This is a genomic window from Chryseobacterium hagamense (genome assembly GCF_007991455.1).
In the GTDB taxonomy this organism is placed as follows: Bacteria; Bacteroidota; Bacteroidia; order Flavobacteriales; family Weeksellaceae; genus Chryseobacterium; species Chryseobacterium hagamense.
The window spans coordinates 222,255-246,782 of the sequence record NZ_BJYJ01000004.1; the positions used below are offsets into that span (position 1 = coordinate 222,255).

Annotated in this window: 28 protein-coding genes; 14 read left to right on the forward strand and 14 right to left on the reverse strand. The window is 42.8% G+C overall.

Annotated features, from left to right (window positions below; genetic code table 11):
* Positions 1 to 33 precede the first annotated feature (33 nt).
* From CHA01nite_RS07030 to CHA01nite_RS07050, 5 genes are all read left to right on the forward strand, one after another.
* Positions 34 to 1,374: a TolC family protein gene (locus CHA01nite_RS07030; protein ID WP_146940596.1), complete on the forward strand. Its 1,341-nt coding sequence runs from the start codon at positions 34 to 36 to the stop codon at positions 1,372 to 1,374.
* Between the two features lie 2 nt (positions 1,375 to 1,376).
* Entirely contained in the window at positions 1,377 to 1,967 is a 591-nt protein-coding gene (locus tag CHA01nite_RS07035; protein WP_146940597.1) for a SprT-like domain-containing protein, read from the forward strand.
* 2 nt (positions 1,968 to 1,969) lie between these two features.
* Positions 1,970 to 3,055 (forward strand): mannose-1-phosphate guanylyltransferase, encoded by a 1,086-nt coding sequence (locus CHA01nite_RS07040; RefSeq protein WP_228458359.1) that lies wholly within the window; start codon positions 1,970 to 1,972, stop codon positions 3,053 to 3,055.
* 155 nt (positions 3,056 to 3,210) lie between these two features.
* Complete coding sequence (locus CHA01nite_RS07045) at positions 3,211 to 3,765, forward strand: hypothetical protein (RefSeq protein ID WP_228458360.1); 555 nt, start codon at positions 3,211 to 3,213, stop codon at positions 3,763 to 3,765.
* Positions 3,722 to 4,267 (forward strand): GNAT family N-acetyltransferase, encoded by a 546-nt coding sequence (locus CHA01nite_RS07050; protein ID WP_146940599.1) that lies wholly within the window; start codon positions 3,722 to 3,724, stop codon positions 4,265 to 4,267. Before CHA01nite_RS07045 ends, CHA01nite_RS07050 begins: the two co-directional genes overlap by 44 nt.
* A gap of 76 nt (positions 4,268 to 4,343) precedes the next feature.
* Here CHA01nite_RS07050 and bcp read toward each other — a convergent pair whose 3' ends face one another.
* Entirely contained in the window at positions 4,344 to 4,793 is a 450-nt protein-coding gene (gene bcp / locus CHA01nite_RS07055) for a thioredoxin-dependent thiol peroxidase (RefSeq protein WP_146940600.1), read from the reverse strand.
* Between the two features lie 33 nt (positions 4,794 to 4,826).
* Here bcp and nth point away from each other — a divergent pair, with 33 nt between their 5' ends.
* A complete protein-coding gene (gene nth, locus CHA01nite_RS07060) occupies positions 4,827 to 5,447 on the forward strand; it encodes an endonuclease III (RefSeq protein WP_146940601.1) in 621 nt (206 codons plus the stop codon).
* A gap of 255 nt (positions 5,448 to 5,702) precedes the next feature.
* On the opposite strand, the gene CHA01nite_RS07065 is transcribed toward nth, so the two are convergent.
* Positions 5,703 to 6,146, reverse strand: coding sequence for a DinB family protein (locus tag CHA01nite_RS07065; protein ID WP_146940602.1), 444 nt, complete (start codon positions 6,144 to 6,146; stop codon positions 5,703 to 5,705).
* A gap of 269 nt (positions 6,147 to 6,415) precedes the next feature.
* Entirely contained in the window at positions 6,416 to 8,212 is a 1,797-nt protein-coding gene (locus CHA01nite_RS07070) for a DUF885 domain-containing protein (RefSeq protein WP_146940603.1), read from the reverse strand.
* Between the two features lie 292 nt (positions 8,213 to 8,504).
* Between CHA01nite_RS07070 and CHA01nite_RS07075 the strand changes: the two genes are divergently transcribed.
* From CHA01nite_RS07075 to CHA01nite_RS07090, 4 genes are all read left to right on the forward strand, one after another.
* The gene (locus CHA01nite_RS07075; RefSeq protein WP_146940604.1) at positions 8,505 to 8,966 is read left to right on the forward strand and encodes a hypothetical protein; all 462 of its coding nucleotides are present in this window, start codon (positions 8,505 to 8,507) and stop codon (positions 8,964 to 8,966) included.
* Between the two features lie 172 nt (positions 8,967 to 9,138).
* Entirely contained in the window at positions 9,139 to 9,843 is a 705-nt protein-coding gene (locus CHA01nite_RS07080; RefSeq protein WP_146940605.1) for a MotA/TolQ/ExbB proton channel family protein, read from the forward strand.
* 38 nt (positions 9,844 to 9,881) lie between these two features.
* Complete coding sequence (locus tag CHA01nite_RS07085) at positions 9,882 to 10,280, forward strand: ExbD/TolR family protein (RefSeq protein WP_146940606.1); 399 nt, start codon at positions 9,882 to 9,884, stop codon at positions 10,278 to 10,280.
* 29 nt (positions 10,281 to 10,309) lie between these two features.
* Complete coding sequence (locus CHA01nite_RS07090) at positions 10,310 to 11,194, forward strand: ferric siderophore ABC transporter substrate-binding protein (RefSeq protein ID WP_146940607.1); 885 nt, start codon at positions 10,310 to 10,312, stop codon at positions 11,192 to 11,194.
* 138 nt (positions 11,195 to 11,332) lie between these two features.
* Here CHA01nite_RS07090 and CHA01nite_RS07095 read toward each other — a convergent pair whose 3' ends face one another.
* The 10 genes from CHA01nite_RS07095 to CHA01nite_RS07140 all read right to left on the reverse strand — a co-directional run bounded on the left by CHA01nite_RS07095 (position 11,333) and on the right by CHA01nite_RS07140 (position 19,881).
* A complete protein-coding gene (locus tag CHA01nite_RS07095; protein WP_146940608.1) occupies positions 11,333 to 11,725 on the reverse strand; it encodes a hypothetical protein in 393 nt (130 codons plus the stop codon).
* A gap of 18 nt (positions 11,726 to 11,743) precedes the next feature.
* Entirely contained in the window at positions 11,744 to 12,481 is a 738-nt protein-coding gene (locus CHA01nite_RS07100) for an ATP-grasp domain-containing protein (protein WP_146940609.1), read from the reverse strand.
* A 6-nt stretch (positions 12,482 to 12,487) separates the two neighbouring features.
* Complete coding sequence (locus CHA01nite_RS07105) at positions 12,488 to 13,891, reverse strand: spore maturation protein (RefSeq protein ID WP_146940610.1); 1,404 nt, start codon at positions 13,889 to 13,891, stop codon at positions 12,488 to 12,490.
* Positions 13,892 to 14,051: 160 nt separating this feature from the next.
* Positions 14,052 to 14,564 carry a DUF6973 domain-containing protein gene (locus CHA01nite_RS07110; RefSeq protein WP_146940652.1) on the reverse strand — a complete coding sequence of 171 codons (513 nt, stop codon included), beginning with the start codon at positions 14,562 to 14,564 and terminating at the stop codon, positions 14,052 to 14,054.
* A gap of 52 nt (positions 14,565 to 14,616) precedes the next feature.
* Positions 14,617 to 15,471 (reverse strand): acetyl-CoA carboxylase, carboxyltransferase subunit beta, encoded by an 855-nt coding sequence (gene accD / locus CHA01nite_RS07115; protein WP_146940611.1) that lies wholly within the window; start codon positions 15,469 to 15,471, stop codon positions 14,617 to 14,619.
* Positions 15,472 to 15,558: 87 nt separating this feature from the next.
* Entirely contained in the window at positions 15,559 to 16,629 is a 1,071-nt protein-coding gene (gene fbaA, locus CHA01nite_RS07120) for a class II fructose-bisphosphate aldolase (RefSeq protein WP_146940612.1), read from the reverse strand.
* A gap of 71 nt (positions 16,630 to 16,700) precedes the next feature.
* The gene (locus tag CHA01nite_RS07125) at positions 16,701 to 17,567 is read right to left on the reverse strand and encodes an NAD kinase (protein WP_146940613.1); all 867 of its coding nucleotides are present in this window, start codon (positions 17,565 to 17,567) and stop codon (positions 16,701 to 16,703) included.
* Positions 17,568 to 17,573: 6 nt separating this feature from the next.
* A complete protein-coding gene (locus CHA01nite_RS07130) occupies positions 17,574 to 18,224 on the reverse strand; it encodes a CBS domain-containing protein (protein WP_146940614.1) in 651 nt (216 codons plus the stop codon).
* Between the two features lie 184 nt (positions 18,225 to 18,408).
* Positions 18,409 to 18,939, reverse strand: a complete 531-nt coding sequence (locus CHA01nite_RS07135) for an RNA methyltransferase (protein WP_146940615.1) — start codon at positions 18,937 to 18,939, stop codon at positions 18,409 to 18,411.
* Between the two features lie 57 nt (positions 18,940 to 18,996).
* A complete protein-coding gene (locus tag CHA01nite_RS07140) occupies positions 18,997 to 19,881 on the reverse strand; it encodes a bestrophin family protein (protein WP_146940616.1) in 885 nt (294 codons plus the stop codon).
* 96 nt (positions 19,882 to 19,977) lie between these two features.
* Here CHA01nite_RS07140 and CHA01nite_RS20475 point away from each other — a divergent pair, with 96 nt between their 5' ends.
* The 3 genes from CHA01nite_RS20475 (at position 19,978) to mutS (ending at position 23,435) form a co-directional block, all read left to right on the forward strand.
* A complete protein-coding gene (locus CHA01nite_RS20475) occupies positions 19,978 to 20,142 on the forward strand; it encodes a hypothetical protein (RefSeq protein ID WP_170234699.1) in 165 nt (54 codons plus the stop codon).
* A 108-nt stretch (positions 20,143 to 20,250) separates the two neighbouring features.
* The gene (locus CHA01nite_RS07145; RefSeq protein WP_146940617.1) at positions 20,251 to 20,742 is read left to right on the forward strand and encodes a hypothetical protein; all 492 of its coding nucleotides are present in this window, start codon (positions 20,251 to 20,253) and stop codon (positions 20,740 to 20,742) included.
* A 101-nt stretch (positions 20,743 to 20,843) separates the two neighbouring features.
* Positions 20,844 to 23,435 (forward strand): DNA mismatch repair protein MutS, encoded by a 2,592-nt coding sequence (mutS, locus tag CHA01nite_RS07150; RefSeq protein WP_146940618.1) that lies wholly within the window; start codon positions 20,844 to 20,846, stop codon positions 23,433 to 23,435.
* Positions 23,436 to 23,559: 124 nt separating this feature from the next.
* Here mutS and CHA01nite_RS07155 read toward each other — a convergent pair whose 3' ends face one another.
* Positions 23,560 to 23,994, reverse strand: coding sequence for an energy transducer TonB (locus CHA01nite_RS07155; RefSeq protein WP_146940619.1), 435 nt, complete (start codon positions 23,992 to 23,994; stop codon positions 23,560 to 23,562).
* A gap of 138 nt (positions 23,995 to 24,132) precedes the next feature.
* On the opposite strand from CHA01nite_RS07155, the gene CHA01nite_RS07160 reads away from it, so the two are divergent.
* Positions 24,133 to 24,528, forward strand: coding sequence for a ribosomal maturation YjgA family protein (locus tag CHA01nite_RS07160; protein ID WP_146940620.1), 396 nt, complete (start codon positions 24,133 to 24,135; stop codon positions 24,526 to 24,528).

A 24,528-nucleotide genomic window follows, 5' to 3' on the forward strand; every position in this document is an offset into this window, starting at 1 on the left:
ATCTTTACTTCGTCTAATAGGGAAAAATAGCTTATGAAAAGAGTTTTGACTATTGTTTTGGGATTAACGTGCCTGGCGGTCAATGCCCAGAAAAAATGGTCTTTGAGAGCATGTGTGGATTATGCAACCGAGCATAATCTTCAGGTCATCCAAAACGAATATTCGAAACAGGTACAGGATCTGAACCTGAGAATCGCAAAACGAAATTATCTGCCGTCTGTTTCCGCCAATGTGGGCAATACGGTAAGTTTCGGGCAGACTTCTTTCGGTACCGGAAGTTTAAGGAACGACCGTTTCAGCAACAGTGCCAATCTGGGGGCGGATATCCTGGTTTTCAATTACGGAAGACTGGAAAAGACCGTAAGAAAGACTGAGTTTGATGTTGAGGCCAGCCAGTACGATATTGAGACGATTAAAAATGATATTTCGCTTCAGATCGCCCAGCAATACCTGACTACTTTACTGAATAAAGAAATCGTAAAGATATCTCAAGCTGCCGTGGAGAATGCAAAGAAACAATATGACCGGTCAAAAATTACTACGGAAATCGGAACAACTGCGCAGACGGTCCTTGCCGAAGCTGAAGCCGGACTGGCCCGGGAAAAGCAGAATCTGAAAACTGCAGAAATCAACGTCGGGAGAAGCCTGTTTGCGCTGGCCCAGCTTTTACAGCTTCAGGAATACAAAGATTTTGATGTGGAGGATGTGGATATTCCGGATCAGCTTGCGCCGCAGCTGAAAGGAGTGGATGAGGTACTGGCCATCGCTTACGAAAACCAGCCCCAGATCAAAGCGGCGGAAAGCCGGATCAAGTCGGCTGCAGCGCAGACCGAGATCAATAAAACGGCATTCTGGCCTACTTTAACGGCAAGCGTCGGGATCGGAAGTTTCTATAATAATTTATTGAATACCAATAATGTAGGGTCATCGCTTTTCTATGTACAGGAGCAGGGGTTCTTTGGCCAGTACAAAGATAACTTCGGTCAGCAGGCGGCTGTTTCTTTGAATATTCCGGTTTTCAATAAAGGGATTACCAGGCTCCAGGTGGAACAGTCCAAAGTAAATGAGAACATTGCTAAAGTAACGATGCAGCAACAGAAGCAGATCGTCCGCGAAAATGTGCAGAAGGCGCAGTTTGATGTGGATGCGAACTATGAAATCTACTTGTCTGCCCTGCAGGCCGAAAGAAGCACCAAGCTGGCATTGGATTTTGCAGATAAAAGCTATGCGGCCGGAAGATCGACGATCTATGATGTAAATGTAGCCAGAAACAACTACGCCAATGCCCAGGGATCTGTAGCCCAGGCCAAATATAATTATGTGTTCAGCCTTAAATTGCTGAATTTCTATTCAGGAATTCCGCTGAGTTTATAGAAATGTCCATTCAACCCTTAGAAAAATACCTGCCGGAAAATACCCATCAATATTTAAAGGCTTGGTTTGCCGATTATTACATTCATATCAAGATAACCCGCAACCGGGACTCCAAGCTGGGAGACTATCGCAGACTCCCGGATCACTCCCATGAAATTACCATCAATTCCACGTTGGTGCCACAGCTGTTCTTTTTTGTGCTGACCCACGAGCTGGCCCATCTTATTGCATTTGAGAAATATGGCCGCAGGATTTTGCCGCATGGTAACGAATGGAAAGAAACATTCCGGAAAATGCTGTTGCAGAGCCTGGAGGTGTACGACGAAGATCTGAGACCGGTTATTATCAGGTTTTCAAAATCTCCGAAAGCCAATTTCATGGCAAGTCCCGACCTGGTAAAATATTTCCATGTTGAAAAACAGGACGATAAACTCGTTTTTATTGAAACATTACAGAAAGGAGACTTTTTTATTTACCGGAATGAAAAGTACCTGCTAGAAGGTCTTATTAAAAAAAACTATCTTTGCAAGCACCTGGCTACGGGAAGGAAGTATTCTTTCAAACCCTTGGCGAGGGTAGAAAAATATGCTTAAAAATGTTACAATCAGATAGATATTGCGTAATTATGGCAGGAGGAATCGGCAGCAGATTCTGGCCTATGAGTACACAGAAATTCCCGAAACAGTTTCAGGATATTTTAGGGGTCGGGCGCACCATGATTCAGCAGACGTACGACCGGATCAGCAGGATCATTCCTAATGAAAATATATTTGTCATAACCAATAAAGAGTATGTAGAGCTTTCGCACCAGCAGTTGCCGGAAATTCCTCAGGATAATGTTGTGGGAGAACCGCTGCTGAAGAATACGGCGCCCTGTAATCTTTATATGGCCAACAAAATTGCTGAAATTAATCCGGAGGCCACGATGATTGTTCTGCCGGCAGATCATCTGATCCTTAAAGAAGAAACCTTTCTGGAAAAAGTAAGGCTGGCATTTGATATCGCTTCTGAAAACGAATATCTTGTTACCTTAGGAATCACGCCTACCAGACCGGATACGGGATACGGATACATTCAGTTTGTAGACAAACGCGATTCGGAATATTATAAAGTAAAAACATTTACGGAAAAGCCGATTCTTGAGCTTGCCAAAAGCTTCCTTGAAAGCGGGGATTTTCTTTGGAATGCCGGAATTTTTATATGGAATGTGAAAAGCATCAGGCATGCTTTTGAAACCTATCTGCCCGAAATGACCCAGCACTTCATGGTCTGTGAATACAATGCAGACAATGAAAAAAGCTGTATCGAACTGATTTACCCGAAAGTACAGAAGATTTCCATCGATAACGGGATTATGGAAAAAGCAAAGAACGTCTATGTAATTCCTGCCGATCTGGGCTGGAGCGATCTGGGAACCTGGACTTCCGTTTATGAAAATGCGGACAAAGATGAAAATCTGAATGCTCTTAAAAGCAAGCAGCCGATCCTTACGTACAATGCCAAAGGAAACGTAATCCGCGTCAAAAACAACAGCAAAGCGGTAATTATTGACGGATTGGAAAATTATATTATTGTAGATACCGACAAAGCACTGCTGATCTGCCCACGGGATAATGATCAGTTGATCAAAGATTACGTGCTTGATCTTAAAAACCTGAAAAAAGGAGACCGGTTCATATAAAATAATCTGCAGGTTTTTTCCGTTCTCTTACTATGTTTAAACTTATTACTAAATTTCATATTTCTGTCTTTCTGTTCTTAGGAATTCTCGCATTTTCTCAGGAAAAAAAGCAGTTTTCGAGTGTTCCGGGACTTTTGCAGAGAATTGTGCCCAATATGAAAACGGATTCATGGATTCTGATTCATAAAAGCTACGGAAAGGATCAGGTTTTAAAGCAGGCAGGAGTGGTAAAAGGGTATATTTCACCATCTTCGGGATTTAACATCGGAATAGCGGAAGAAGACGAATTTTATTACATCGCATACGTTGCGGGCGGAAAAACTGCATATGTTACCGATCTTGAAGGGTTGAAAAAATTTGTCGGAAAAGCAGATGATGTCCAGGAAGCGGCGGTCCTTGCGGCTGCGGATGGTTATATTATTGACGAAGAATTCAAAGATATGGCCGGGAACTATTATGAGGATCCGTCCAATTATTACCTGGATCTGGGCAAACTTACTTCCACGGAATGCCCCTATCAGAAAAAGCACTATACCTTAACGGTCAGCAAATCATCAGGAACCGTTACCGATGTGAAAGACAATGGCGCTTATATCGAACTGTATAATAAAAAATGCACGAATAATCCCAGGCTTCTGAAAATCGAGAAAAAAGAAGAACCTAAAGATGAGCCTAAAAAGAAACCTTCAAGACCGGCAAAACGCCGCTGATTTTTACGAGACGGAGCGCCTTATACTGCGTCCGATGTCGTTGGAGGACGCCGGATTTATCCTTGATCTTTACAACAGACCGAAATTCATTCAGTTTATCGGAAACCGGAATCTGAAAACAGTGGCCGATGCCGAAAACTATATTCAAAACCGTTTTCTTCCGCAGTTCGACCGCCTGGGTTACGGAAATTACCTGATGATCACAAAAGAAGGAAATCATAAGATCGGTGGAGTCGGAATTTTTGAAAGGGAAGGGCTGGATGTCTTAGACATCGGGTTCTCACTGCTGGATGAATTCGAAAGAAAAGGCTATGCTTATGAAGCGGCCTCAAAGATTAAATCGGTAGGGATGAATGACTTTGGACTGAAAAAAATCTCTGCTATTACCACAAAAGACAATTTCGCTTCTCAAAAATTAATTGAAAAGTTAGGGTTACAATTCCGGAAATACGTTACGATTCCGGATGATCCGGAAGAACTCATGTATTATGAAACGGAATGATTTTTTAAGACAAAGAAATACTTCCTTGTCCGTCCTATCATCTGATTTCTATTCATGTCCACTTTAAATCAGGTGATTATCCTTCTAAAATCTGTGCCGCATGATCTTTGGTTTTCACCTTGTCGATTACCTGGATGCAGGTTCCGTTTTCATCAAAAACAAACGTTGTTCTTACAATTCCCATAAACTCCCTGCCCATAAATTTTTTCAGCTGCCATACCCCGAATTTTTCAATAAGGTCGCGGTTTTCGTCGGCGATGATATCAAACGGCAGTTCATATTTCGTACTGAAGCTTTTCTGGCTCTTCACCGGGTCAGCACTGACGCCCAGCAACTGGAATCCCTGATCCTGCAGTTCAGAATAATGATCGCGCAGGTTACAGGCTTCAGCGGTACATCCGGGGGTATTCGCTTTCGGGTAAAAGAAAACAGCCAGCTTCTTTCCGTTAAATTTTTTCGAATCAATAGCTTCGCCATCCTGATTTATTCCTTCAAATTCCGGTAATTTATCTCCGATTTTCAACATAATGATTTATTTTTGTTCAAATTTAATGGTTACATGACAAAAAAGCAAAGAGCCGAGACCGTTCTGACAGAATTGGAAAAATTATATCCTCAGGTTCCTGTTCCGCTCGACCACACCGATCCTTTTACTTTACTGGTAGCCGTTGCCCTTTCGGCGCAGACCACGGATAAAAAAGTGAATCAGGTAACACCCGACCTTTTTCACGTAGCCGGGACCCCGCAGCGGATGGCTAAGCTGGAGGTCTTTGAAATCAAGGAACTGATCAAAGAGATCGGACTCTCCAACCAAAAGGCCAAAAACCTGAAACGAATGGCGGAACTGCTGATGGAAAAGCATGACGGCATAGTACCTCAGACGTATGAAGAGCTGGAAGCACTGCCAGGCGTAGGACATAAAACCGCTTCGGTAGTGATGAGCCAGGCTTTCGGATTCCCTGCATTCCCGGTAGACACCCATATCCATCGCCTGATGACGAAATGGAAGCTTACCTCAGGCAAAAATGTAGTGGAAACAGAAAAAGACGCGAAATCATTATGGCCGGCAACGGCTTGGAACAAACTGCATCTTCAGATCATCTATTACGGAAGGGAATATTCTCCCGCCCGCGGCAAAGGAGAAAAGGACTTTATTACAAAGATGCTGTTTGAAAAATAATTAAACCAGCGTGAACTCGGGGCAGAAGCTGTATGGGAAAGGCTGGGAGAGGGATGCGGGAGGCTGGAAGTAAATATTCTTAAAATACTTTTAAGAGTCTTAAATATCGTGTATGGGCTAAACCTTATTACATTCTCTGAGTCTTCTTTGAGCAGCTGAAAACAAAATGAATAGTATTGACTCTAAAATCAAATCAATGGTTGTCTGGCAGTTTTTCAGGTTGCCTAAGAGCGGTAATTTATTTATTCATCTTATTTATTCATCCAGCATTCTGCGGTGATAATTGATCTGTCCCAAATGATAATTCAGGTGTCCGAAGAGATGGATCAGGAAATAGGAAGTGCTCATTTTGTATCCTAATGGCTCGGCCGGATAGTCTTTTTTAAGATCTTCTTCCGTTAATCTCGCTAGCGAAGAAACAACAACATCAATTGTTTTTTCGATCTGTTCAATAAGTTCGGTACGGGGTACATCCCTTAACGAAAATTCAAGATCCCGCTGTCTGATGTATCCTGAACCTCCAAGCTGAGCACCGACATACGTGTTGAGGTTTCCTATCAGATGCAGGCACAGGTTTCCTGCAGAATTCAGAATATCTTTATCGGTTTTCCAGAGGCTTTCTTCGTTTTGATATGCTTCGATTTCTGTTTTTAATTTAGTTAAATCTCTGAGGAACAGAGCTCTTAAATTTTCTGTCATAGGGTGTCAATTTATTTATTATTTAATTCTGAGAGGGTGTCATAAATTTTTCGCAGTCCGCGGGTGCCCATTCCTCCGTAATTCCTAATGTTTTTACTTTTAAATGATCATAATTAATCGATAGCAAAAGACTTTACGTCTAAGTGCTTGATCTGTTTGATGGAGTGACGAGCAATTCAATACCTTTAATCTTAATAGCGACAGGAGAACTTCTGTCATCCAGCTTCTTCCAGCCTTACAATCCGGTTGTCCATCGGGTTCACGTTAAATTACCTCTGTTTTTTCGCCCAAAGCTCCATTTTCCGGTTCAGTACGTCCAGCGGAAGGCATCCCTGGCTCAGGATTTCATCATGGAATTTTGCCAGGCTGAATTTGCTCCCCAGTTCGTTCTGGTACTTTTCCCTCAGCTCACGGATTCGCAGCGATCCGATTTTATAGCCCAAGGCCTGTCCGGGCATGGCCATGTATCTTTCCACCTCGGCTGTAGCGCCGGCTTCGTCATAAGAGATATTGCTGAGGAAATATTGGATGGCCTGTTCCCGGGTCATTCTTCCCGTATGAAGGCCGGTGTCCACTACCAGTCGCACTGCTCTCAGCATCTGGTCGCTCAGATAGCCCATTTTCTGGTAAGGATCGGTGTACAGGCCGAATTCCGGGCCCAGCGTCTCGCAATAATGTGCCCAGCCTTCACCGTAGGCCCCGAACCATCCGAACCGCATAAACTTGGGAAGCCTGGTGTTTTCCTGCTGGAGGGAAACCTGGTAATGGTGTCCCGGAATCGCTTCATGTAAAAAAAGAGATTCCATTCCGGACGTCACATTGAATTTGGCAGGGTCGGGAAGGGGAACATAAAAGATTCCCGGTCTTTTGCCGTCCGGTGTTCCCTGAAGGTACTCCGCACTGGCACTGGCTTCGCGGAATTTCTCCGTCTGCCGGATCTCAAAACCGGTCTTTGGAGTTACGGAAAACATCGTTTTCAGTTTTGGGGTAATTTTCGTTAAAATCCCGTTGAAAGCAGCCAGGACTTCCTTTGATGTTTTGTAAGGCATCGCCTTAGGATCGGTCTTTACGTAACTGATGAATTCTTCCAGGGTTCCGGTAAAGCCCACCTGCTGTTTTACCTTTTCCATTTCGGCACGGAGCATCGCTACCTGCTGAAGCCCGGTTTTATTGATTTCTTCAGGCGTTTTATTGGTCGTTGTCCAGCTTTTGGCGTAATACCGGTAAATTTCTTTTCCGTTCGGTAAGCTGTTGTAGCCATCCGTATCCCTTGCCTTGGGCAGGTATTCCTTTTCCAGGAAATCACCCATCCTGGTGTAGGCAGGAATAATTTTCTGAATAACGGCTTCCTTATAAAGCCCGGTAAACCGGTCTTTCTGTTCTTTGGTAAAATCTTTCGGGAATTTTCTCACCGGACCGAAGAAAATATTTTTTTCCGGGTCTTTCGTGGTGATCTCTTCCGCTCTCATCTGCGGGATCATTTTTACCACCAGCTTTTTAGGCAGGACCATTTTATTATTGATGCCTTCCCTGAAATTTTCGGTGGCGGCATCCATCCATTCCGGGAATTTCTCCATCCTCTTCAGCCAGTCGGTATAGTCTTTTTCCGTTTTAAAAGGTTGGCTCCCTTCTCCGCTTCCGTACAGCGGGAAATTCAGCGGCAGGCCGCCGAATTGCGTGAAAGGAATATATTCCGGATGGTAATTGGAAGCTTCGATCTTATCCTCGAGGGTATAATTCAGGACGTCAAATACTACTTTATTTTCATCGGAGAGGTTTTTATAGTCCACATTTTCAAGCTGTTTCTGCACTGAAGTGTAAAAAGCCGTTTCCCCTGCAATAAAATCTTTGTCGATATTGATGGGCAATTGGTCATTGTACCTCAGGTCTCCCTGCGAGGTTGCTTCCAACGGATAGAGTTTCAGATACTGCTCATAGTAGTTGGAGGCAATGGAATCCAGATTGGACGGTGTTACTTTCGTTAAAGGCGAATCAGACTTTTTGCACGAAGCGAGACCGGCAATCAGGCCGATCCCCACCATTCCTTTTGCTAAAATAGATTTCATATTTTCAGAATACTTTATCAAACAAATGTAATATTTAAAACATAGAATCGGAAAGATTATTTGAAATCGTTCATTTCTTAAGGATTGTGGTATTCCTGGCCGTCGGTATTTTATAAATCTTAGGTACTTCCGGTGTTTTATCAGGGAAAATACGGCTTTTGAAAGCAACGGTTATTAATTATCACCGATTTTCCTAAAAATACTTTCAAAAAATTTTTCACATTCAATCTATTTTTTATCTTTGTTGAAAACGTTTAACAATCATAGTATTACAGCTCTTTTTTAAGAAATAATGAAAGGGATTTTAAAAATTTACCATCCGGAGGAAACGCTAAAGTACAATATCAGAAACACTTATTGTAAAGCGGTTTACAGCAACCAGCAGCATCTCCTAGAGGTTGAGATTATCACGGATGACGGGTTGGATCATGTAGAAGATGATTCTTTACAGTACAACTTTCCACAGCTTTCTCTTGAAGTATTCGATTTCCCGATCGATTCTGCGGAGATCGAAGGGAAAACCATTACGATCAACGATTCTGATGAAGATACCTACACGGAGGTCGATCTTTTTGATGATGAAGACGCTTTCATTTATGACAACGAGCTTCAGTTTGAGAAAAATGAAGAAGGCGAACTTCAGGTAATCTGGAAAGGAACCATCGACGATTTCTACACCGGCTCGGAAACCCCGATTCCTTTCAGGCTGAAATGCGAATTCAAACAGGAAGAAATTGAGATAGACGAAGATTAGTCTTCTTCTGTTTCTCCTTTATCACAGATTTCTTTTCAGATGTATTTTTGGAAAGAAATCTGCTGCTTTATGGAATAACGGAATTTAAGTTATTTTTTAAGCAATTTTTAAGACCGGAATTCATAATATTCCTTTATTTTTGTCGTTACAACTTTTATAAAAATAGACATTAATGCTGTTAACGGAACTTACTCAGATGTTATTTGCCCAGGTTGCTGCCCCCGCAGTGGCGGCAGACGATTTAGAATTCTCATTTTGGAAAATCATGTTCCACGGAGGCGCTTTCGCTAAGATCGTGATGGTAACCGTGCTGTTGCTGGGTGTATTTTCCGTATATCTTTTCTTCGAGCGCTTTTTCTTTATCAAAAGGTTAACGTCTAAAACGGATTCCAATTTCATGGATAACATCGAAGACTTTGTCCGGGAAGGGAAAATGGAAGCGGCACTGGATTACTGCAAAAGGCAGAACTCTCCGGAAGGCAGAATTCTTGAAAAAGGGATTTCACGGTTGGGCCGGCCTGTTTCCGATATCGTAAGCGCTATGGAATCCCAGGCACAGGTGGAAGTGGCCAATATGGAGAAAAACCTGAATCTCCTGGCGGTGGTACCGAGTATTGCCCCGATGTTAGGGCTTTTGGGAACGGTAATCGGGATGATTATCGCATTCTTCAACCTGTCGCATGCCAGCGGATCTTTCTCTCCGAAAACCTTGTCCGAAGGAATTTATACGGCATTGGGACAAACGGCGGTAGGTCTTGCGGTAGCCATACCGGCCAACTTTTTCTACAACATTCTATTAACGCGGATTGATAAATTCGTATTGAAGGCCCAGAATATGTCCGGCGAATTTTTAGACCTTATCAACAAACCTTTATAGTTTTAATGTAAAGGTTCCATCTGACAAAAAAATAAAAGATGAAAATTCAGAGAAGAAATAAAGCAAATCCGGAATTCAGTCTGGCAGCGATGACGGACGTTATCCTGCTCATGCTGATCTTCTTTATGGTAACATCCTCGGCAGCCAACCAAAGTGCGATTGATGTCAAATTACCTAAAGCAGATACTGCAGCCGATAACATCCCGAATCCTCTGGTCGTAAGCGTGAAGCCGGACGGTTCTTATTATGTGGATGATGTTCCCGTAAACAGAGGGGAGCTGGAACAGACGGTTGTGAATAAATTAGCCAACCAGGCCAACAAATCCTTTACGATACGGGCAGATGAAAATACATTGCATAAAGATGTCGTTTTCGTCATGGAAATTGCTGAGAAAAACAAATTGAATATAGCAATTGCTACCGTTAAAGATAAATAATGCTTCCGGAAATCCCGGAAAAACAGACAATGAAAAGCTATACGATAAATAAAGAGGAGCAAAACAAAGACCGGATAAAGAGCGCAGCGCTTTCTATCCTCATCTGGTCTGCCATTCTGCTGTTTGTATTTTTGTATAAATTAAAACCCGAAATGGATGAGCAGCCTGAGGTGGTAACCACGATGCTCGTCAACTTTGGGGACAACCGGAACGGAAACGGTATGGAAGAACCTGCCGATCAGCCTGGAAGCCTTGCAGCTGCTACAGAGGAAGTAAGCACGGAGCCTGTAGAAACAGCCGTTCCTGAGACCAAAACAATAGTTCAGCCGGAACCTCAGCCTGAAACCAAAAAATCAGACGTAAAGGACAAGATCGTGACCGGCAACAATGCCAGGGTTTCGGTGCCTAAAAAAGAAGAATCCAAAGCGGATAATAAAAAAACGGCAACCAGCACATCGGCTGCGAAAAACACAAAAAAACCCGGAGCAACTGCTGCAAATTCCAAGACGGGAAACGGTGACGGCAAGGGAAATGCAGCCATCGGAAACCTGATCCGTGGCCGTGGGACCAAAGCCGGCAGCCAGGGCGACGGTGAGGGAATTGGAAATGCAGGAGATCCTTTGGGCGGCGACGGAAACGGCGACAGCAAAGTGGGAATCGACAGAAGGCTGGTAGGATTCATCCCGGGCACTATGGGAAGAGGCGGAGCCCAGCCGGCCAACAGCTGTACCGCCAGCGGAACCATTACTATCGCTTATACCGTAGATAAAGCCGGAAATGTGGTGTCTGCAAGAAGATCCGGCGGAACATCGGATCCATGCATCACTTCCAATGCCGTTTCATGGGTGAAGAAATATGTAAAGGCTGAGAAAGCCAGTGTGTCTTCTACCGGAACGTATAAGATTACGTTTTAAAATAAGGCTGTAAGGCGGGACGGTGGATGTTGTCCTGTTGTCATTGCCATCAATGGATTGTTGAATCCTGATCGATGGCCTTTTTTCCTCCTCTGAAATTAATTGAATGATTATTCATCCTGAGAATACAAAAGCACTTTATTCAAGTGCTTTTTTTATTTCCGAAATCCTGTTGATGATGGGAAGGGCAAAAATGCCACTGGTCTGGAGATAGCATTCATAAAAAAGTTGTGCTTTGTCCAGGAAGTCGTCATTCGCTTCTGTCTTTCCTTTGAAATAGAAAAGGTTACCGAGCATTTCGTAATAATCTTTGTGATCCCTTTCCTGCCTTTCGCTTACGATTTCAATAATCTCTTCTTTTGATTTTGAGGAAAGCGTCGTAAAATCAAACTTGAAAATATCCCGCATCAAAGAGTCGAAATCCAGTTCTTTCTGCATCAGGCTTTCCTCGGGTTTGTCCAGGATCAGTTTTTCCAGTGCCTGGCTCAGCTGACGGATCAGTCTTAAGGTAAATTCTTTATCAGTAATCATAATGCTATTTTATTTTAATTAAAATTTTAAATAATCCTCGGTATTTGTCAGCTCGCTCCATCTGGCAGAGAGAAATTTGGCGTAATGATTTGGTAAAAGCCCATAGGTTCCTAAAGAATGTCCGTCATTGACTTCTACTAAAATTGTTTCATTGTCATCATTAACACCAAAATCCAGGGCATAAGAATTGGGCTGTGAATTAAAGCAGTTTATTGCATTTTTTACTACGCTAACATTTAATTGTGTATCCCAATCTCCTTTGTATCTGCGGATATCCAGGATTTCTTTATACCGGATAAAACATCTCCACTCTGTTCTGAAACGGATTAATTCCGAACAATAAATTTCAGTGTCTTTTTCTCCGTCGATTAAACCGAGAAAGTCCATATCGCTTGTTATAACCTTTCCGGCAAATAATTTTGTTTCTGTTTTGGGTTTAATAAAAATATTCCGGATATTTTTATCACTAAAAATGCTATTGACAGTGGACTCCCAGATTTTTCTTTTTAAAAAAGGCTGCAGCTCGTCTGGATAATCAATTTCTTTATCAGTACGGATAATATTTAAATTTTTCAGTCTTTTTCGTACGCTGCCAATTCCTCCGACAATAATATGCTCCGGATTGCTGTCTGAAATGTCATTGGCATCACAGAACTTTTCGATTTCAAAACCGAAATGCTTGAAGCCTTCATAAGCTGTAAAAGCATTTATGTTGTAAAATTCTCCGGTTTTATCGGTCTGAATATATACTTTCATGATGTTCTATGCAAAAAAAAGATAAGCCAGCAGAATCGAAGTAATAATTCCCACCAGATCGGCCAGAAGCATGGCAATAACAGTATATCTCGTATTCTTTACGGCTACGGCACCGAAATACACGGCAATCACGTAGAACGTCGTATCCGAGCTTCCCTGAAGGACGGCTGCCAGCTTGCCCTGGAAGCTGTCCGGTCCGAAAGTTGCCATGGTGTCCATCATCATTCCGCGTGCTCCGGAACCGGATAACGGTTTAATCAGTGCCGTCGGGAGTCCGTCGACAAACCGGGCATCCAGATTGGCGGCATTGGCAACCCACTTCATCCCGTCAATAATCACATCAAAGACTCCGGAAGTTCTTAACAGGGAAATTGCAATCAGCATCCCGACCAGATAAGGAATAATCTTCACGCTGGTGGTAAATCCTTCTTTTGCACCATCAACAAACGCCTCGAAAACATTGATCTTTTTATACACCGCCCCAAGAACAATAGCCAGAAAAATAAAGAGAATTAATCCGTTGCTTAAAATCTGGCTGAACGTATCCAGGTGTTCCTTACTGAGTCCGGTTAAGTACCAGACCAACAATGCTACCAGAGCGGAAATTCCTCCGACATACGCCAGCACTACCGGTTTCAGTAAATTGATTTTCTGGTACAAAGAAACAATGATCATGGCAGCTAATGTCGCGGCAAAAGTCGCAATCATGCAGTACAGGAAAATATCAGTCGGGTTTTTGGATCCTGCAGACGACCGAAGCGCAATAATGGAAACCGGAATCAGGGTCATTCCTCCGGCGTGCAGGCACAGGAACATGATCTGCGAATTGCTGGCCGTATCTTTATCCGGATTCAGGGCCTGCAGGCTCTCCATCGCTTTTAGACCGAAGGGCGTTGCGGCATTGTCCAGACCGAGAAGATTGGCACTGAAATTCATCAGCATATGCCCGAAGGCCGGATGGTTTTTAGGAATTTCAGGAAAGAGCCTGGAAAAAAAAGGCTGGATCAGCCGGCTCAGAAGATTGATGCCTCCTGCCTTTTCTGCAATGCTCATAAATCCCATAAACAGGGCCATGATCCCGATCAGGCCGAGACAGATTTTGACGGCTGTTTCAGAAGTTCCGATCACGCCGTCAGCTTCCTGTACACGGTACATTTTTACTTCTTGCTGTAAAGAATCGGTTTTGTAATGGATCCTGTTGTCCTCAAAATCCGTTTTTTTCATCAGGCTGTCCCGTAGAACTGGGGAGAGAACGTTCATTTTCTGTGTGGCGATCTGCACGGTATCGCCGCCTTTTCCCACCACCATGTCGTTGAAAATGGTTTTGTAAGCGCTTGAGGAAACGTATTTTATAGTGGCAATGGCAATGGCAATGATAATAAATGCCGACCAGATTCTGCTTAGAACCATCCGATAGAATTAAATATGGGTTAAACTTATCAAAAAAACTCCAGATTACAAAAATTGTCAATAGTCAATTCCTTCGGGCCAATGGTCAATCTCAAACTCAGTTTAAAATTCACTTGCGCAGCAAAACTGACCCGCGAAGCGAAATTCACCATTCATTCTCTCACTTTTCATCCAGATAGACCAAAAAACCCTTGAAATCATCATCCTGGTTCTTCAGCACTTTGGCTTCCTTCATTTTCTTTTCCAGGCCTTTGATAAAAAAGCTTTTTTCAAAAAACTGGCGGTGGACACCTTGCAGCATTTCCATAAAATAGTCCATTCCGATGGTATTGTTGTGGAGATCCATCTTGGTTTCCAGCGGTTTATTCGGGAACAGCTCTTCGTGCAGGTCGGTAATTCTTTTGCAGAATTCCAGTGCCTTTTTCGGAGAGGAGACCTTACAGCAGTACATCATGATGAAGCAGCACCATAGCGCATGTCTGAAAGAATTGCCGATACCGTTGGTAGAAGCGGTGTCCGGGAATTTTTTCTGGGCAATGGTATAAGCCTGCATTGTTGCATAAAAACTTAACAGGGAAAAAACAGGATGGGGAAGGACAAGCCTTAAAAGACGGAGAATCTTTTTAAAGCTCATGCTCCGGATCGTATTAAAGAATATTTTGAATGTCCTCATCATAAAAATCTCTCCCGGAATGAGAGAGATTCATGTATTTTGTTGAATAATATTATGCCTGGGTCGTCAGCAGATTGACGGTTTTGGCAACGGTATTTCTGATGTCCGTTCTCTTGACAATGAAGTCTACAAACCCTTTTTCCTGAAGGAACTCCGAAGTCTGGAAGCCTTCCGGCAAGTCTCTTCCGATGGTCTCACGGATTACCCTTGGCCCGGCAAAGCCGATCAGTGCTCCCGGTTCCGCCATAATGATATCGGCAGTCATCGCGAATGAAGCGGTAATTCCCCCAAAGGTAGGATCGCAAAGATAAGCGATGTATAAAAGTCCCGCTTCTGAAAGCTGGGCCAGTTTCGCCTGAACTTTAGCCAGCTGCATCAGGGAGTACGTTGCTTCCTGCATTCTCGCTCCTCCGGACTGGCAGATGATCATGTACGGAAGTTTCTTTTCAATACAGTAATCAATAGCTCTTTTAATTTTTTCACCCATTACGGAACCTAAAGAACCTCCGATGAAAGCAAAATCCATACAGGAAACCACCATTTCGGTTCCTTGTACAGTTCCTACTGCGTTTCTGATGGAGTCGGTAAGCTTCGTTTTGGCTTTTACTTCCTTCAGACGGTCGGTGTACGACTTGGTATCTTTAAAGCTCAGGATATCAATACTTTCAACATTGGCATCCAGCTCGGTAAATTTACCTTCATCGAAAAGGATATCAAAAAATTCGGCACTTCCTATTCTTACATGGAAACCGTCTTCCGGAGAAACATAGCTGTTTCTTTTCAGTTCGTCATGCTCAACAATTTTTCCCGAAGGAGTCTGATGCCAAAGACCTTTTGGGACGTCTTTCTTTTCATCAGTAGAGGTCGTAATATTTTGTGCTTTTCTTTTAAACCACTCGAATGCCATATTGTATATAATTGATGTTTACTAAATGATAAGAGATGAAGAAAGCGTTTTCGAAAAACCACCTGCTTCATCTCTGCCATTTATAATTTATTTAAGCGTATTTACATTATTCAAATCTTCAAATGCCTTAACCAATCGCTTAGCGAAAGTTTCTTCTCCTTTTCTTACCCATACCCTAGGATCGTAGAATTTCTTGTTCGGTTTCTCTTCGCCGTCCGGATTTCCGATCTGAGCTCTTAAGTAATCAATGTTATCAACCATATAATCTCTGATTCCCTCGGTGTAAGCGAACTGAAGGTCGGTATCGATGTTCATTTTGATTACGCCGTAGTCGATCGCTTCTCTGATTTCCTCAATTGTAGAACCTGACCCTCCGTGGAATACGAAGTTGATCGGTTTTTCAGCCGTTCCGAATTTCTCCTGAACATACTGCTGGGAATTATCAAGGATTTTTGGGGTAAGAACCACATTTCCCGGTTTGTAAACTCCGTGTACGTTTCCGAAAGCCGCTGCGATGGTGAAATTGTCTGAAATTGCTTTTAACTTTTCATAAGTATAAGCGATATCTTCCGGCTGGGTATATAATTTTGAGTTGTCGACATCTGAATTGTCAACGCCGTCTTCTTCTCCTCCGGTTACTCCGATTTCCACCTCAAGCGTCATCTGAAGCTTGGCCATTCTTTCGAAATACTGTGCGGAAATTTCCAGGTTTTCTTCTAAAGATTCTTCGGAAAGATCCAGCATATGGGAAGAGTAAAGGGACTTTCCGGTCTGCTTGTAGAATTCTTCATTGGCATCCATCAACCCGTCGATCCAAGGCAATAATTTCTTGGCGCAGTGGTCGGTGTGAAGGATAACGGTTGCTCCGTAAGCTTCTGCCAGGGTATGAATGTGTTTTGCTCCGGCTACTGCTCCTAAGATGGCAGCTTTCTGTCCTTCGTTGCTCAATCCTTTTCCTGCGTTGTAAGCCGCTCCTCCGTTGGAGAACTGGATGATAACGGGTGAATTCAGTTTTGCTGCCGTTTCCATAACCGCATTGATGTTGCTGGAACCAATTACGTTAACTGCCGGTAATGCAAATTTATTTTCTTTAGCATGCTGAAAAATATCAGTAACTAATTGACCAGTGGCAACTCCTGCCGGGAAAATTCTGCTCATGTTTTACTTTTTAATATATTATTAGGGGTGTCTTTAAATTCCTGTAAAGGTAATCATTTTTAAAAATATACTTAATTTCTTTTATCCCGTCCCCAAAGCAGCTTCTGGCGGATGGTTTCATAGAAACTTAAGTGATTCGGCTGTACCAGCAGGATCTGGAAATCCGCTTTTCTGATCACGATTTCCTGATCGGTTTCGATATGGATCAGCCGCGAATCCAGGGAAAGTGAGTATTGGGGAACCCTGCTTTCCACCTTGAATTTTATTTCTACCCGGTCGTTCACCACCAAAGGTCTTACATTGAGATTATGGGGTGCGATGGGAGTAATGACGAAGTTTTCGTTATTAGGGGAAATGATAGGCCCGCCTGAACTTAATGAATAAGCTGTGGAACCGGTAGGCGTGGAGACAATAACCCCGTCACCCCAGAATACATTCAGGAATTCATCATTGATATAAGAATCTACAGTGATCATGGAGGTTGTTTCCTTCCTTGAAACTGTAACGTCATTTAAAGCATACGGGAAAAAGTCTTCCGAAACGGGAGAGACCACCCGGATCACCGAACGGCGGCTGGTTTTTACATCACCTTTTAAAATAGAGTCGAGAGCATTAAAGGCTTCCTCTTTCGTGAAGCTCGCCAGAAATCCCAGCCTTCCGGTATTGACTCCGACAATCGGGATCTCGAGATCTTCAATAAAAGTCAGGGAATTTACAATGGTTCCGTCACCTCCAAAAGTGAAGAACAGGTCCACTTCCTTATCCAGAAGGTCCTGCTTGCAATTGAACGTTTCGAAAATTTTTGAAAACTGAAGTGCTTCAGCCATCTCATCGTATAGAACAGATTTTACCCCTCTGTTTTCCAGTTCAGAAATAAATTTGCTTAAATATAAAAAAGTATCAAGATCTTTTTTCTGAGAATAAATGGCTGCCTTCATCGGTGTTTAAATTTCTATGAATTTCTGAAAAAATCCGAATCTGTCCTGGAACAGGTCCGATTTTTCATCAGAGTAATACTTCTGCACAATGCGGTAATCGTACCGGTCGAATGTTTCATCAATAGAACTCAGATTTTCATTGCTGATCTTTATCGTCACCTGAAGCACCTCATCGGACATGAAACTGATAAATGCGCCGTAAAACTTGGAGTTGTTGCTTTCCACGATCTTGGCAATTTCCGTCATGGAGTATTTCCTGGCCGGCGTTTCAATGGTGAGAATGGCTCCCGATTCCGAAAACAGCGGATATTTCGAGAAATCCTGGAAAATATCTTCACAGCTGATGTAGCCCAGATATTTCTCCGCTTTATTGATCACCGGAATAATGTTGGAATTGAACGTGTAGAACAGACGGATGCTGTCCATAATATTATTATCCTCCAGAATCGCAAAACGCTCGATCTGGTGCTCCAGTTCCTTTAGGGTTCCTTCTGCTTCATACAGGAAATCCTGGGCCAGCGCACCGTAAAAGTGGTGGGATTTTTTGATGAAAATATGAGAATATCCAAATGCTTCTAACATTTCCCTCGCTGATTCGATCGAGTCAGAAAGGCTGAAACACGGGAAGTCTTTTGAGATATAGTCTTTGATAAACATTGTGCTAATTTATAAAAAATTAAACGAAACTTTTTCTGAAATATTGGTTTTTTTTCTGAAAAAATCAAAAAAGTAAATTTAAAATTTGCCCGTGATGAAAAAAGAAGTATCTTTGTCGCCTTTCATTTTTACTTTTTATTAGATTTATTTCAAACTGCAAGGTCTTTAAGAAACCTGCAGTTTTTTATTTTAGGGCCTTGGCAAACTCCCACATCACGATACCGCCGCATACACTTACATTCAGGGAATGCTTGGTTCCCAGCTGCGGAATTTCTACGAAAGAATCGATGTTCGGTAATGCTTCATCGCTGATTCCTTCCACTTCGTTTCCTAAAATCACTGCATATTTTTTAGACGGATCAATAGTGAAATCGGTGATCATCCTGCTGCCGGTCGTCTGTTCGATGCCCACAATTTCAAAACCCTGCGCCTTCAGATCACTGATAGTTACATTGATATCGCTCTCATAGCTCCATTCTACACTTTCGGTAGCCCCTAAAGCGGCTTTATGAATCTCCCGGTGAGGCGGCTGCGGCGTAATTCCGCACAGGATAATTTTCTTAATTAAGAAGGCATCCGCCGTCCTGAAAGTGGCCCCCACGTTATGCATGCTCCTGATGTTGTCCAATACCACCACCAGCGGAATTTTTTCAACCGACTTAAAGGTTTCCACATCCAGTCTGTTCAGTTCTTCCAGTTTTAATTTATGTACCAACTTATTTTTTTGGCAAAATTAGGTATAATTATTTACGATTTCCAGGCGGAAACGGATTTATTGTTTTTGCGGTTCCATGATCTGGTGAACGTTTTTCTCGATATTCTGTGCAATGGTTTCCATCGGGATGTCGTTTTCATCATTATTGAAAGGATCTTCAATTTCCTCGGCAATCAGCTCAAGGCTCATCAGCACATAATAAATAAAGACGGTTAAAGGAATAATGTAATTGCCGATATTGATGACGTAAGCAATCGGCAAAGCGAGCACATACAGGATAATAAATTTTTTGATGAAAGAAGAGTAAGAGTAGGGGATCGGGGTATTTTTAATTCTCTCACAGCCGCCGCAGACATCCAGGAACCCGGAAAGCTGGGTGTCCAGGTACAGCATTTCAACATCGGAGATCTTTCCTTCTTTTTTCAGCTGGTTCAGCTGCCGGCTCATCAGGATTATCAGTTCGCTGGGTCCGTGGTTCCGCAATTCTTTCTCGATTTCAGAATAATCTTCATCCAAAGCCAGCCGGGTAGATTCTTTCGAAAGATGTTTTGCCAGCAGGTGCGGAAAGAATTTCAGATAGCGGGTGATCTGCTCGGTGTGCTGAGGATTGCCACCTAAAATCAGGCTGATCTTAATCGCAAAATTCCGGGTGTCGTTTACCAGCTTACCCCAGAGTTTCCGCCCTTCCCACCAGCGGTCGTAAGCAGTATTGGTTCTGAAAACAAGCAGTAACGAAAGCACGAATCCCAATAGGGAATGAATCAGGCCCACGTTGCTGATGCCGGATTTTGCATTGAGCCGGAAATACTCCAGCTCCAGGTATTCGATGCCCCAGGAATACAGGCCTACCAGGATCATACTCGGAAAAAGGATCTTTAAAGTATCGCTTTTATGCAGGCTGAAAAGGATTTTCAGGAAATGTTTGGTGTTGTAGACTCTCATTGCCTGCAAATATAATTTTTTCAGTTTATCCGCGCTTTATGGGAAGCCGTAATTTTTTATGGGCAGACTGATGCTTCTTTGTCATAAAATTATAAAATGGGATATTACAGAAAAGGACATTATAAAAAAGACGGCACCTGGGTGAGCGGGCATTATGTAAGTACCTTCGGACGCGGAAAAAGAAAAGCTAAAAATCCGCAGGGCTGTGCGGTCGTGATTTTCGGAGGCATTGTTTCACTGCTGGTCTATCTTTTAAGCTGAGAGCCTAACAGGACTTCATTAAAATGCTTATTTTTTATTAACTTTAAAAAAGATTTTTTAAACCGTCAGTAGGTAAATGGAAAAGACAAAAATATAATTCATTATCAAATGAACGATAACGCCATTGATTTCCGGAAACATCTCCTGATTTGCGGTAAAACGGAAGAGGAACGGAAAAAACAGTTAAATGATATTCTGGATTCATGTCCTCTTGAAATCTTCAGATTTCCGAAAGCAATGATATCTCTTAATGAGTATCTGACTTTCGTTCAATCGGAAGGGCTCTATTCACCGTTCTATGAAACGAAAGGGAAGTATAATTTAAATCAGATCTTTGACTTTCATTTAGACTGGATTACGGAGAATAACTGCCTTTTTGTTTTTGAGGAATTTGATAAGGCAGATCATAAATTCAGTTCAGAAATTTTCCGGATAATGATCAATACCCTTGAGAAAGCCAGGAAATCTGCAGTTAAAATCATTGGTTCTTTTGAAGATGAATCTGAATTGATCCGGAACTTAAATGAAGCCGTAAATGAAACGCCTTACAAAACCCAAAGTGAAGTGGTAAAGAGCAATCTGCAGATTATTTATTTATAATTGCCGGTTGAGATAGGGATTGAATTTTAATTTTAATAAAATAATTTCTTTAAAAATTTTATTTCCTATTTTTACCGTCCCAATTCTAAGAAACGACTTTAATGGCAAAGGCAGCGAAAAAAGAAACCCCGTTAATGACTCAGTACAATACCATCAAGGCGAAATATCCTGATGCACTTCTGCTATTCCGGGTCGGGGATTTTTATGAAACTTTCGGGCAGGATGCCGTGCGGACTTCTCAGATTTTAGGAATCGTCCTTACCAAAAGGGCCAATGGCGAAGGCCATATCGAGCTGGCCGGTTTTCCGCATCACTCGGTGGATTCTTACCTGCCGAAGCTGGTACGGGCCGGAATGCGGGTAGCCATCTGCGACCAGCTGGAAGATCCCAAAACGGTAAAAGGAATCGTAAAAAGAGGAGTGACGGAACTGGTGACGCCCGGCGTTACATTCAACGATCAGGTGCTGAATTCCAAAAAGAACAATTTCCTGCTTTCGCTGCATAAGGAAAAAGAGAAATTCGGGATTGCTTTGGTGGATGTTTCTACCGGGGAATTCCTGGTCAGCGAGGGAAACCTGGAAAAGCTGATGCATATCGTCAATACTTTTGATCCGAGTGAAATCATTTACCAGCGAAGCGTTCAGATTCCGGAACAGCTGAAGAACAGAAGTGCCTTTAAACTCGAAGACTGGGCGTATCAGTATAATTTTGCTTATGAAAAACTGACGAATCATTTCAAAACCAATTCTTTAAAAGGGTTTGGGGTTGAAGGGCAGCAGTTGGCGATTACGGCAGCAGGTGCTATTTTCGCCTATCTGGTAGAAGATACGCATCACAACTTATTGGCCCACATTACCAGAATTCAGATCATTCCGCAGGATGATTTCCTGATGATGGACCATTTTACCCTGCGAAACCTTGAAATCGTATATCCAAGCCATCCGCAGGGAAAATCTTTGCTGGATATCATTGATAAGACTTCAACGCCGATGGGCGGTAGGCTCCTGAGGCGGAGGATCATCTTACCGCTGAAATCCGTCGCTGAAATCAACAGGAGGCTTTCATTGATTGACTTTTTAAACGAAAACGATCCGCTCAAATACGAAATTTCACAGCTGCTGAAATCCATTTCGGATCTCGACCGGCTTATGGGAAAACTGGCCGCGGAAAAAATCTGTCCCAAAGAGCTGGGCTACCTCCGCCAGAGCCTGATCAATATCCATAAAATCAAAGCCTTGCTTCATCCACACGCTGATGTACTGGCGTGGCTGGATCCTTTGTACGATCAGGACGAACTGATCCGGTGCCTTCAGAATCACCTGAATGACGAACTGCCGGTAAACCTGGCCAAAGGAAATGTAATCAAGAATGGGATTTCCGAGGAACTCGACCGGCTGCGGGGCCTTCAGTCCAAAGGAAGAGGCTTCCTGGATGAAATGTGCCAGCGCGAAATCGAGAGAACGGGAATTTCAAGCCTGAAAATAGATTTCAACAATGTCTTCGGCTATTATATTGAAGTAAGGAATACCCATAAAGATAAGGTTCCGTCTGACTGGCTGAGAAAACAGACGCTGGTAAATGCCGAGCGTTACATTACCGAAGAACTCAAAGAATACGAAAACCAGATCCTCGGTGCCGAAGAAAAAATCGGTGTTCTGGAAAACGAACTGTACCGGAAGGTCTGTAGCGAAACCATGATCTACATTGATCATATCCAGGAAAACTCAAATACTATTGCGCAGCTCGATGTGGCGGTCGGTTTGTCGGAGCTGGCTGTTTCGGAAAGCTATACCAAACCGGTTTTAACGGAAACTTTTGCCGTCGACCTGAAAGAAGCCCGTCATCCGATTATCGAAAATGCCCTTCCGTTGGGCGAAAAATACATCCCGAATGATATCTTCCTTGATAAGGATTCGCAGCAGATCATTATGGTGACCGGCCCGAATATGGCAGGTAAATCGGCGATTTTAAGACAAACCGCGATTGTCTGCCTGATGGCCCAGATCGGCAGCTTCGTACCGGCGAAACATGCGGAAATCGGGATTTTGGATAAAATTTTTACCAGGGTAGGGGCTACCGACAATATTTCTGCCGGGGAATCGACCTTTATGGTAGAAATGAACGAAGCCGCAAATATCCTTAATAATATTTCCGAGCGGAGCCTGATCCTGCTGGATGAAATCGGCCGCGGAACTTCTACTTACGACGGGGTTTCCATTGCCTGGGCTATTGCAGAATACCTCCATCAGCATCCTACGCAGGCCAAGACGCTGTTTGCCACCCACTATCATGAACTGAATGAAATGACGGTGAATTTCGAGCGGGTAAAAAACTTCCATGTTTCCATTCAGGAGAACAAAGGGAATATCATCTTTTTAAGAAAGCTTGTGCCCGGCGGAAGCGAGCATAGTTTCGGGATCCACGTGGCAAAGCTGGCGGGAATGCCGGTTAAAGTAGTCAACCGGGCCAATGAAATCCTGAAAACCCTGGAAGCCAGCCGTACCCAAAGCGGAGGAGCTTCTGAAAAAATCAAACGGGTAACGGAAGAAAACCTGCAGCTGTCTTTTTTTCAGCTCGATGATCCCGTACTGGAAAACATCAGGGAAGAGCTGACAAAAATCGATATCAATACCTTGACGCCGATTGAAGCTTTAATGAAACTGAATTCAATTAAAAAAATGATTGGAGGATAAAAAGATTCAGCATCACAGTCCAATGATGTAGGTTGAGAATCGCCTGTATGAAATTATTCTTCAATAGGAGATCGGAAAAATCATAAAAAAGTCCGTTATCACGGGTTGTGAGACGGACTTTTAATTAATTATACTTTTTCAATGTCAGAGGAAAAGAATAAAGATAACGTACCGGCTGACCGTTGACCATAGCAGGTTTCCACTTGACGAAAAGCCTTCTGACGGCAACTTCGGCAGCATGGGAATGTTTGGGATCACTTCCCAGCGCCGTTACGTACCGTACATACCCCGTTTTTTCCACGATAAAATAAACCCGGGTATCGATTTTCTTGGATTTTACGTCGATAACGTCCATCTTGTCGGCAAATTCCTTTTTGAAGTTTTCCATTCCGCCGGGGAATTCCGCCGGTGTATCGGCTTTCATCACCGCGTCATCCAGCTTCATTTTCGTTTTAAGGACCGCATAGTCCGGAAGTTCTTTAACAGAAGTGTATTGCTGAGCCTGTGCAAAAAAGGAAATGCTTAAAAATAAGCCTGCAAAAATTAGGAGTTTCTTCATATCTGCAAAAATAAATATTTTTAAAGCAGCAAAAATAAAGCCGGATTTTTATAATGCTTTTTTAAGTTATTTTCTTATTTCTTTCTCAGTATCTGGTATATAGCTAAGTTTGTAACAACAAAAAATACCCTTTCCCAAGTGAGAAAACCTGCTTTCCGGTTCCATTATCAATATTTCCTGGCTACTATTCTTATCTTTCTTACGGAAGTTTTAATAGCAACCGTCCTCAAAGATATTTTCTTTGTCAGGGCTTACTTAGGCGATGTAATCGTTGTAATGCTGCTCTATACCCTCATTAAGAGCTTTTTCAGCATCCGGCATGATGCAGGACTGATTTTCGGAATTCTTATTTTTTCTTTTCTGGTAGAGTTTGCACAGTATTTCAACATTGCAGAAAAGCTCGGTTTCCGGCCGGGAAGCATCATGTATATTATGATCGGAAATTCGTTCTCCCGGATCGATCTGCTCTGCTATGCCATCGGATGTTTTATGCTTTTGTTCTTTGTGAAATTTGCCGGAAAGCAAGACAGGTAA